Below are 9,831 nucleotides of genomic sequence, written 5' to 3'. Positions count from 1 at the left end.
TTCATTTTCATGCGCCGGAATTTGGTGAACTTGTTCCGACACTCACCTCACCGCCTGGACTACGCACAGGCGTGTCGCTCATTGATAGGTGGTGGGTCAATGGGCGCAATCGTTCTCTCTCTGCGTGTACGGTGATTGAGGCGGAGCTCGGAGACCGAAAGCACAATCTGACGACTTAAACTTCTTGGAATTGAGGGCTGCACTTGACGATTGATCTTCATGGATACCACCCAGCCGAGATCGTTTGGAGTGGTGTGCTCAAAAAGATCATTCAGCAGTCCTGGGAAATGGGAGAACCAGATTTGTACCTCATACATGGGCACGGACGAAATCGAGGTATTACACCTGGATTTGTCAATACCAATACCGGGTTCTTTGGTCTGGAGATTCGCAGGGCATTACGACACGACGAGAGCCTTCGGCAGTGGATTCGTCACACGACCTTGAACTGTGAGGACATGGGAGTGACGAGCGTTCGATTGAAGCCCAATCGAGCCCCTTCCCGCACCGCTCTCGACGCAGATCTGATCGCAGACGCAGCCGTAGAGTGATCGCAGTTTGATTCAGTCGGCCGGCACGCTGCGAGTCCTGGAGTAAGGTGAGCAACTAGTGTGGAGCAGTACACTGTTCGGTTATGTCAAGCGAACGGTTGTCCATTTCCAAGATGAAGGATCCTGTTTCCTGGCTTTATCCTCCGATCGAGCCTTACCACACGGACCGGTTGCGTGTTTCGCCCCTGCACGAGCTCTACTTTGAGCAAAGTGGCAACCCAGTTGGTAAGCCAGTGGTGTTTCTCCACGGCGGTCCAGGCGGCGGCTCCGATCCCAAACAACGTCGCTTCTTCCGCCCGGAGAATTACCGGATTATCTGTTTCGACCAGCGCGGCTGCGGGAAGAGCACGCCGTACGCGTCCCTGGATCAGAACACTACGTGGGACCTCGTAGCGGACATGGAGAAACTTCGCGAGCGTCTGGGCATCGAGCGCTGGCAGGTATTCGGTGGCTCCTGGGGCTCGACGCTGGCGCTTGCATATGCCGAGACGCATCCCGAGCGTGTTACTGAGCTGATCCTGCGCGGCATCTTCTTGCTTCGCCGGCAGGAGATCGATTGGTTCTATCAACGCGGTGCTTCGATCCTTTACCCGGATGCTTGGGAACCGTATCTTGCGCACATTCCAGAGGCCGAGCGTGGTGATCTGCTCAACGCCTACTACCGCCGTTTGACCAGCGGCGATACAGACGTGCGACTAAGCGCCGCGAAGATCTGGAGCGGATGGGAGGGTGCCACGTCGAAGCTACTGCCCGATGCGGCCTTCACCAGCCACTACGAGGAGGACGAGTTTGCTCTGGCCTTCGCTCGCATCGAGGCCCACTACTTTGTCAACCGCGGCTTTCTCGAGAGCGACGATCAGTTGCTGCGCAATGCTGGGCGGATTCGCGCCATTCCGGGAGTGATCGTGCAGGGCCGTTACGATGTGGTTTGTCCCATGGAGAGCGCTTGGGCTATGCACCGTGCGTGGCCCGAGGCAGACCTGGTGATCACGCCGGACAGCGGTCACAGCGCGTTCGACCCGCCAAATACACGTGCCCTTGTTGCGGCTGCAGACAGGTTCGCCAGCTGCTGAGATTAAGAAAATCAATAGCACTGGATTGTAGTTTCCGAATAGGACACACCGGACACACTCAGAACGCTGCGCTATGATCTTCGGCATGATAGCGACCCATGGAAGCCACCTTCGCATTACCGGTGAGGGTGTGCCCATCTTCCTCGGCTACGGACTTTTTTTCTGGCGCACCTTCAAGAGCAATCCCGGAAACAGGCTGATCGAGTGTGGCAGCATCACTCTAATCGTTTTTCTTGCATTCATGGCAATGATCGCAAGCAACGGCGTTGATGATTCGGGCTGGCTGTTCGGCGCTACGTTGATCTTGATCGTTCTGCTTTGTTTCGCAACCTTATTCTTTCTATTCCAACGCCATGTTCCGCGCTTTGGTTCGACGGTCTAACCGATAAGCTGCTTCTCTGCTGGTGGTGGCGGAGATTTAGCGGGAAAAGTAGTCTTTGAATGCCTCAGGGCGGGTCACCGTCGATCCGTCGATCCGTCAGTTACTCAGTATTAAACACGTCCTCAGCGATTCGCTCTAACGGTCTTCATACTCCCTGTCCGCAACACTGGGAGGCAATAAAGAGCCCGCGAATAAGAGGAAATTCTTTCAGGATCGCAGGGCGAGTGCGCAGCTGGACACATCGGGTTCGCGATCACCCTGGAAGTAGATCACGTCATAGTAGGACCAGTCGTAGTCCCGTCCCACCGGTCCACCCGTCTCGCCGGATTCTACTGCGACTTCGGGATAGACCCATTTACCTGGAGCTCCGGCCGTGTTGTCTCTCGGCTCGCAGAGCAGGCGGACATAGGCAAGTCGAGATGCTTCGCCGCATGTGGGGCACTGCCGCTCCACTTCGCCTTCATGGCTCTGACTAGATGACCGCAGCGCTGAAAAACTGCCGCACTCGCATACCCAGGCAAACGAGAATCCAATCTTGTTATGCGGTTTTTTGGAAAACTTCACTGACGGTGCGACCGATGCGCGGGTGCTCCCATCGGAAAGGTTTTGCTCGCTTGCAAACCGCTCCAATGACTGCCTGGTCGGCAAGTTGCGCACGCCGTTCAGTGCGGACCGCAAGCGTTCCCTGCAGAGTGTCCAGACTATCGCCGCTTCATCTCGGCCATTTTGAAGGATGATCGACAACGAGCTTCCGGCACTTGCACGAGCTACCGGAACAGTCTGGGAATTAGCTGCCACACCCCAACCGTAGCATCGCCGCGAGCATTACAGAACTACCCTTTGGTGGCATGACCCAGGAGAGGGCATCCTATGGCTAATAAAGGCTGTCAGGGATTCCTAAAGCGCAACAAATACACGGCCGAGGCCAGAACGGTTCCCTGTGCTCTGCGCAGTCCAGAGCGGCGGCCAGGGCCATGCCGGTGGCACGGGGCCAGCGAAGAAAGCGAGTCTGGGGTCTGGTTGTTTACAGAGCGGATGGGTCAATTGCGGAGGCTCGGGGGCTGTCGGTAGCTATCAGAGTGGCAAGGTTGAACGTTTTAGGCGGCGAATTTTATCGCTTCGCTCCCGGCAATCTAGATTGCGGGATTGGTGCCGATTTCTGGTTCCGGTCGTATCACCGTCGACTCGTCGACTCGTCAATTACTACTTGAGTAATATTATTGGCGTCGTATTACTCGACTGGTAACTGAAGAGTCGACGGTTACTCGCTCTGAACTCAGTGTTTCGGGGGATGCGGGACCTGATAGAAGCCAAGACCGACCCCGACGAAGTAGAGAGTCAGGGCAGTAAAGATGAGTGCTCCAAAGATGTGGAGAGCGCGACGGCCCATGGTCTGCGGATCAGTTGCACGCGGCCGGATTCCCACCTGCCACATTCTGAATGTGAGCCATCCCCAACCCACCAGGATCAACCAACCCGGTACATTCGTGCTTATCTTCATGCCGAAATGATGTCACCTTTCTTGCAGAAGTTCCGTCGCCCACCCCGGATTAGCCCAGATTCTATTCCAAAATTCGCCTTATTACTGGCATGGTGCGCCGCCTAAGCCCTCCCGGAGGGTGTAGAGGTAAGCAAAGGAGGTGTTCCATGGAGATTCGTACGATCGGTATTGATTTAGGGAAGACAGTGTTTCACTTTGTAGCCGTCAACGCACGTGGCCAGGTCGTGGTTCGCAGGAAGGGTTCACGGACTCAGCTTCTGCGCTTTACCGTGAACCTTCCTCAGTGCCTGATCGGCATGGAGGCCTGCGGAGGAGCTCATTTTCTGGGTCGTGCTCTGCGGGAACAAGGTCATGATGTGCGCCTGATGCCGGCGCAGTATGTGAAGCCGTACGTGAAGACGAACAAGAACGACTACATCGATGCCGAAGCGTGTTCAGAAGCAGTGGCCCGCCCGACGATGCGTTTTGTGCCGATCAAGACCGACGATCAACTCGACCTGCAGTCGCTGCACCGGGTGCGCGAGCGTTGGGTTGTTCGCCGCACTGCGGTGATCAACCAGATGCGCGGGATGCTGCTGGAGCGCGGTATCACCATCCGCAAGGGACGCCATTATATTGAGGAGTCTCTGCCCGGCATTCTGGAAGACGCGGACAACAAGCTGTCCGGTGCATTGCGCGTACTTCTGACCCAGCTGCGGATGGAGATGCAGTACCTGCACGGGCAGATCGAGGAAACCGACAAGCTGATCGAGCGCATCTGCGGCGAACTTGAACAGTGCCGTCGCCTGGTCGCGATCCCCGGAATCGGACCGATCACGGCCACGGCCACGGTCGCAGCCATCGGCAACGGCGCGGCCTTCAAGAAGGGGCGCGGATTTTCTGCCTGGTTGGGAGTGGTGCCAGGCGAGCACTCTACCGGCGGCAAGCAAAAGCTGACCGGCACAAGCAGACGAGGCAACAAGTATTTACGAAAACTCTTCGTGCAGGGAGCACACACCGTGCTGCTGCAGAAAACCAAGCAATCTTCCGGCTTGAGTACGTGGCTTGTTAATCTCACATCCCGCAAGCGCAAGCAGGTGGCAACCGTGGCGATGGCCAACAAGATGGCGCGTATGGCCTGGGCGGTGCTGTTTAAAGGAGAGGCTTATCGCCCGCCAACAGCACCACAAGTAATCGCAGCCTGATGGCCTGCACATGACGCCTGGCAAAAAGCGCCAGGCTTGGAAATCGCTGACGCGATTCCCACATCTGCAGTCCAACGACGACGACTGATTTGAGTTTGGAGATTCCTGCCAGGTTTGCTGGCGAAAACATGAGATGGCACAACGGTCGATCCCGGCGCTCTCGAGAACCTGTACCCGGAAAATGCCTTCAAGGCAGCGTTATTAAAAAGGACGAGGGCGCAGCGCATCCCATTCAGGCCAGGAGTTCGCTACTCCAACAAAGGCCGGATACATTCGCGCAGACCAATTCTGTCATCCTCACTTTTCGCTTGCAAAACGGCGGCGGACCATACATTCAGGGTAGTCCACCACTCGGGAACTACATCAATATAGCGTGTAAACTCGATCTACCACACCCCCCCGCAAGGTGATGCTATGGTGTCGCGTTGGAAGAGTTTGGGTAGAATCAGCGCCAAACCGGCGAGAACTCTAATGGGGCTATGTCTAGATTGCCCACAATTCCACCTCCGAGCCCTCAACTCCATTCACCACGCAGGCGGAGGTAGGATTGGAACCATGATCGTGCGCTGTAGCGTAGCTTTCCTCTCGGTCGTATGTTGTCCAATTTTGTATAACGGAGCCGTAGCGCAGACTTCTCCGCCGTCTGAACCAAATGGTGCCGTCTATTACAACGAAAATGGCATTAAATCACCCGAATTGGCTCCTACTGATTTTTCCCCTGTGGTCTCGAACAATTGCGAGTACGAGGGCGCTGGAATCGTTCGGATTTCTCTAGTCATCAACGCGCAGGGAAACTCTGATCAAGTGGCCCCTTTGTATCCGTTCAACGATGACATCGACAAAGCAGCGGTAAGTGTTGCTAAGGTTGATCGATTCTCGCCTGGTTCTAAAGATGGAGTTCCGGTTGCCGTTGCGCAGGAACTTCAAGTCAAACTGACTGTGTGCAGGGTCAGCATAGTGGATAAAGATGGAACGACCTCAGCCCGGATCAGGTTGAAATCAGCGCCCGTGCAAAAACTCTTTCCCGCTCCAAAGCAACCCCTTCCACCCCTCCCGCCCATCGAGGGCCAAATGACAGCCACACCTGGATCGGCTATGCAATTGGCTAAGGAATTCGCCAAGTTACACCCGGACTATTCACATCCTGTCCCGCTCGAAACACCCGAAGCCGAGTGGCCTGCCGAACAGCGCGGCAGAGAAGGCATATGTCTCGTTAGCCTGGTAATCGATGCTAATGGGCAACCACAGGCAATGAGAATCGTGCGCGGCACCAATGAGCAATTCAACGAAAAGGCTTTGGAGGCGGTTGCAAAGTACCGGTTCAGACCCGCGAAGAATGGCAAAGATCCCGTTCCAGTCAGGATGTCGATTGTAGTCAATTTCAGACTGCACTGAAACTCACGCCTTACGGGCATCTGTCGCTTACGACCTCTGGATATCTGTCTAGCGGGTGGGTAACCGCCAACCCAGACGTAATCCCAAAATCGGGTTATGTCCGAGTTGCCCACAATTCGCCCGGAACTCCGAAGTGTGCCCCATTCGGCTCGATGACGCTTTTGGCCGCAAGCGCCGCGTCCGCTTGAGCGTATGATTGCCGACGGGTTTTAGAGTCGCTCCGAGCGCGATTCGAATATGCCGAGACCGCGGCAAAGGAAAGGAACTCTTCTTGCACGTGAACAAGCTTTTAGGACTTGCTTTCATTTCCGCACTAACGATCACGGCACGAATAGCACCAGAGAACGCCGCTGGAAAGGTCAACGTCGAGTGCTCGAAAGGAGCTATCTGTTTTTCCGGCGAAGTGTCCGACGGAGAAGAGTTTCACAGAATCATCAATGACAAATTGGAGTTTAGGTTAAGAGCGAGCGATTGGACGATTGAGGTATCTCCACGGGTGACGAAGAGCGGCTGCGAAGAATTTGCCTCAGTTGTGAGCCCGCCCTATCGCGGGCACAATGCCCTCCACTTCGACGAGAGCTATGGGGTGACTGCGGAGGAAGAAGTCTCTTGGTCGCCGCGGGAATTCGAGTTTGTGACCAATTGCGAGGATTACAGCATAGAGGCCAAGCGGCTGGAAATCGTGCTTTGGCCCTACTCGTTTACCAAGCAGGAAGCCGACAAGGCACTCGCAGAACTTGGCACCTCCCCTGTCGGCAAGGGCCGGCTCTGGGTCACAGCCTCGAGAGTCAGTCATGCTTCCGATACGCCCGACGATAAGCTGGGCAAGATCGAATGGATGCGTTTTGCTGTTGAAATCCGCTTGCCGAACTAGGATTCTTCGGGCACCGAGCGTTGCAGTCCTTCGTCTCATCTTGGGAAAGATGGAAGAGAATTGATTGTTCCGAGTGCTGGGTGGTTGACCGCCAACCCGTCAATGACCCAGTTTCGGTGCATTTTAATGCTTATGCTTGCTTGCTGACTTACTTGGCGACTTGCGTTCGGTGTTGGCGACCGGCAGAGATTGAGGTCGAAAAAGGAGCATTATCGGCCTAGGGCAAGGAGGCCAGAGGTCGATGAAGCATCAGTCGCGTTCCCTGAAACAGCGTAAACACCCCAAAACCCGTCTGCGTCTGCCAGATCTTGAATTCTCAAAGACGGCGGTGTTGAACAGCCTGTCCAGTGTCGACGGTCAACGTGGATATGGCCATGCCATCGACGAGTTTGTCGACTGGTACTGCTCGGAACCGAGACTGGCCTTGAACAAAACGGTGGTCATGCGCTATCGCAGCTACCTTGAGGCCCGCCTGCTTGCTCCCGGCACTGTCAATTTGCGCCTTGGCGCTGTGAGGCGTCTCGCCTATGAGGCGGCCGATTCCGGGCTGCTGAGTTCCGATCTGGCTGCTGGGATCCGCCGTGTCAAGGGCGTCAGAAATTTGGGTATGCGCCTGGGCAACTGGCTGACTGTTGAGCAGAGCATAGCCCTCTGTCGAGCCCCGGACGGTACGAAGCTCAAGGGCAAGCGAGATCGCGCTCTTCTTGCTCTGTTGCTTGCCTGCGGTCTGCGCCGCCATGAAGCCGTCAGCCTAAGACTGGAACATCTGGAACAACGAGAGGAACACTGGGCCATTGTCGATCTGAAAGGCAAGGCAGGACACGTTCGCACGGTTCCCGTCCCTGGCTGGGTGATGGAAGAGTTGCGAATTTGGTTGAATGCTGCGGGGATCGACAGAGGTAAGATCTTCCGGCGAGTGACGAAGATGGGACAGATCCTCGGTGAAGGGATGACCGAGAAGGCCGTCTGGCACATCGTTAAGGATTCGGCAAGAACCATTGGATTGCAGAAATTGGCGCCGCATGATTTGCGTCGCACGTGCGCCCGTCTCTGCCACTCCGCGGGAGGAGAGTTGGAACAAATCCAGTTCCTCCTGGGTCATGTTTCCATTCAGACGACGGAACGCTACCTGGGCTGTAAACAACGAATTCAGTCGGCGGTAAATGATCGAATCGGAATCGAACCTCGTTCTTAAGCGATGATATTTCCGATCGAAATCCGGTAGTACTATGTCGGTGATGCCGGAGGCGAACGAATGGATTACGATCGGGACAGAGTTGATGAGATCACTCTCGCACTTTTGTGGCTGACCAGTTTCAAAGATCCTGTCGGCGTGCGAGCCTGGAAGGGGCAAGACTGGGACACGATGGAGCGACTCCACGCAAAAGGCTTCATCTCAGACCCTAAAAGCAAAGCCAAATCGGTTGTCTTGAGCGAAGAGGGTGAAAGACGCTCACGGGAGCTATTTGATAAGCACTTCGGGCTAGGACGCCTCCATGGAAACTCAGGTTGAGGACATTCGCTGGCAGAATCTGGTTTAAATTTGTCCCTTGAACTCGACGGAGCATGAGAATGTGCGCCAGACAGCAAATGAAGACAAGCACTGCCCGCGTTTCCGAGAAGATCGAAAGCGCAATTCGATCGGCGATCAAGTGCTATGAGAAAAAGCATGACCTGAAATGGTGCGACGGATCTTACGATCCTGATGAAATCAAAGAGGCAGCCGAGATGCTTCTTTCAGCGAAAGATGCCGAAGTGTGCATCTGTATCGAATACTCTCTCGGCTATAGAGACCTGGCGAATCACAAGGACTACTTCTCTAAAGACGATCACCGGACTTCTCGCATTCATCTAAACGGGAATGCAATCGCATTCACGGTTGACTTGAGGAGACCGGGGAGCTGCAGAAACCACGATAATGTGCTCATTCCGCGAGTCGATCTCTTATCGAAAGGTAAGGATGCTCTCTTCGCAGAAGCAGAAAACGGAAATGCCACTGCTATGTTCGCGCTCAGTCGTCTCTTCGACGAAGGGATCGGCGAGCCGCAGGATCCGATCGAAGCATACTTCTGGCACTCCGTCGGAATGGAGTTTTGTGAATACGACTGGGCCTGCGAGGGGTTTGTCGACGCCGCCGCCAATCAGGAGATTCTAGCTGCCAAACTACCCCACGAGCTGGGCAACGAAAATAGCTCTCTTCATAAAAGAGCGAAGGATTGGATTCACATACACCGCGAGTTTCTTCCGAAAGAAAACTCCCAGAACGCCTACTGCTTAGATGATGAGTTCAGTGCCTTTGACAACGAACAAGATGATGCAGACGATGAATAATCTTGAAGTCCGCTAATTTGTGACGTTCATGATTTGTTATTTTTATTCTAAGGCGATGGAGGGAGACCGGGATGGGACACTACTGCAGAATTTGCGGACGTGAACGACCGAACGAGCAGTTTTCGGGTAAAGGCCACAGAATTCATGTTTGCAAGCGGTGCAACGCCAAGCCAAAAAGCGAGCGGCAGGCCATCGAGGACACCGACAGCATCTTCGCAATTATGCAGCAATCGCACATCTCTGAAAAGAACGTGGCTCGTCTGAAAAAACTAACAGAGTCGAAAAATTCCCAGGTCGCAAGCCTCGCAGCAGTTGTTCTGAAAGTCGCTGAGGTCAAGCCTTACAAGACCCGAAGACTAAAATTTCTAGCGAAGATGCACCCGGAAATCATGCGAGACCTGGAGAAAACCGGCCTAATTAGTGCTTACACCAGAGAGTGGGAGGGTTCCGAGATTTTCGCTGAGGACGCCGCGGACTCACTCTCTTCATTTACGGGAGATCCGTTCGATGAGTGCGGCGATCTCTTCTGAGAATACTCGG

At 54.7% G+C, this 9,831-nt stretch carries 12 protein-coding genes; 10 read left to right on the top strand and 2 right to left on the bottom strand.

Annotation, left to right across the window (positions count from 1 at the left end; genetic code table 11):
* The first annotated feature begins 203 nt into the window (after positions 1-203).
* The 3 genes from WCA10_RS10860 to WCA10_RS10850 all read left to right on the top strand — a co-directional run bounded on the left by WCA10_RS10860 (position 204) and on the right by WCA10_RS10850 (position 2,006).
* Positions 204-551 carry a Smr/MutS family protein gene (locus WCA10_RS10860; RefSeq protein ID WP_472822539.1) on the top strand — a complete coding sequence of 116 codons (348 nt, stop codon included), beginning with the start codon at positions 204-206 and terminating at the stop codon, positions 549-551.
* Between the two features lie 113 nt (positions 552-664).
* Positions 665-1,624 (top strand): prolyl aminopeptidase, encoded by a 960-nt coding sequence (gene pip, locus WCA10_RS10855; RefSeq protein ID WP_472822538.1) that lies wholly within the window; start codon positions 665-667, stop codon positions 1,622-1,624.
* 85 nt (positions 1,625-1,709) lie between these two features.
* On the top strand, positions 1,710-2,006 hold the full coding sequence (locus WCA10_RS10850; RefSeq protein WP_472822537.1) for a hypothetical protein: 297 nt from the start codon (positions 1,710-1,712) through the stop codon (positions 2,004-2,006).
* A 207-nt stretch (positions 2,007-2,213) separates the two neighbouring features.
* Here the strand turns inward: WCA10_RS10850 and WCA10_RS10845 are convergent, their stop codons facing one another.
* Together WCA10_RS10845 and WCA10_RS10840 are read right to left on the bottom strand one after the other, a co-directional pair.
* Positions 2,214-2,684 (bottom strand): hypothetical protein, encoded by a 471-nt coding sequence (locus tag WCA10_RS10845; RefSeq protein WP_472822536.1) that lies wholly within the window; start codon positions 2,682-2,684, stop codon positions 2,214-2,216.
* A gap of 598 nt (positions 2,685-3,282) precedes the next feature.
* A complete protein-coding gene (locus WCA10_RS10840) occupies positions 3,283-3,507 on the bottom strand; it encodes a hypothetical protein (protein ID WP_472822535.1) in 225 nt (74 codons plus the stop codon).
* Between the two features lie 146 nt (positions 3,508-3,653).
* Here WCA10_RS10840 and WCA10_RS10835 point away from each other — a divergent pair, with 146 nt between their 5' ends.
* The 7 genes from WCA10_RS10835 (at position 3,654) to WCA10_RS10805 (ending at position 9,821) form a co-directional block, all read left to right on the top strand.
* Entirely contained in the window at positions 3,654-4,691 is a 1,038-nt protein-coding gene (locus WCA10_RS10835; RefSeq protein WP_472822534.1) for an IS110 family RNA-guided transposase, read from the top strand.
* Positions 4,692-5,246: 555 nt separating this feature from the next.
* Entirely contained in the window at positions 5,247-6,086 is an 840-nt protein-coding gene (locus tag WCA10_RS10830) for an energy transducer TonB (RefSeq protein ID WP_472822533.1), read from the top strand.
* A 271-nt stretch (positions 6,087-6,357) separates the two neighbouring features.
* A complete protein-coding gene (locus WCA10_RS10825) occupies positions 6,358-6,960 on the top strand; it encodes a hypothetical protein (protein WP_472822532.1) in 603 nt (200 codons plus the stop codon).
* Between the two features lie 241 nt (positions 6,961-7,201).
* A complete protein-coding gene (locus WCA10_RS10820) occupies positions 7,202-8,155 on the top strand; it encodes a tyrosine-type recombinase/integrase (protein ID WP_472822531.1) in 954 nt (317 codons plus the stop codon).
* Between the two features lie 60 nt (positions 8,156-8,215).
* Positions 8,216-8,473, top strand: a complete 258-nt coding sequence (locus tag WCA10_RS10815) for a DUF6429 family protein (RefSeq protein ID WP_472822530.1) — start codon at positions 8,216-8,218, stop codon at positions 8,471-8,473.
* A 59-nt stretch (positions 8,474-8,532) separates the two neighbouring features.
* Entirely contained in the window at positions 8,533-9,291 is a 759-nt protein-coding gene (locus WCA10_RS10810; protein ID WP_472822529.1) for a hypothetical protein, read from the top strand.
* Between the two features lie 71 nt (positions 9,292-9,362).
* Positions 9,363-9,821 carry a hypothetical protein gene (locus WCA10_RS10805; protein WP_472822528.1) on the top strand — a complete coding sequence of 153 codons (459 nt, stop codon included), beginning with the start codon at positions 9,363-9,365 and terminating at the stop codon, positions 9,819-9,821.
* The last annotated feature ends 10 nt before the right edge of the window (positions 9,822-9,831 follow it).

Source organism: Occallatibacter sp. (assembly GCF_049582745.1).
Taxonomy (GTDB): Bacteria; Acidobacteriota; Terriglobia; order Terriglobales; family Acidobacteriaceae; genus Telmatobacter.
The sequence above is the reverse complement of the archived record's forward strand: the minus strand, read 5'-3'. Positions and strand labels throughout refer to the sequence as shown.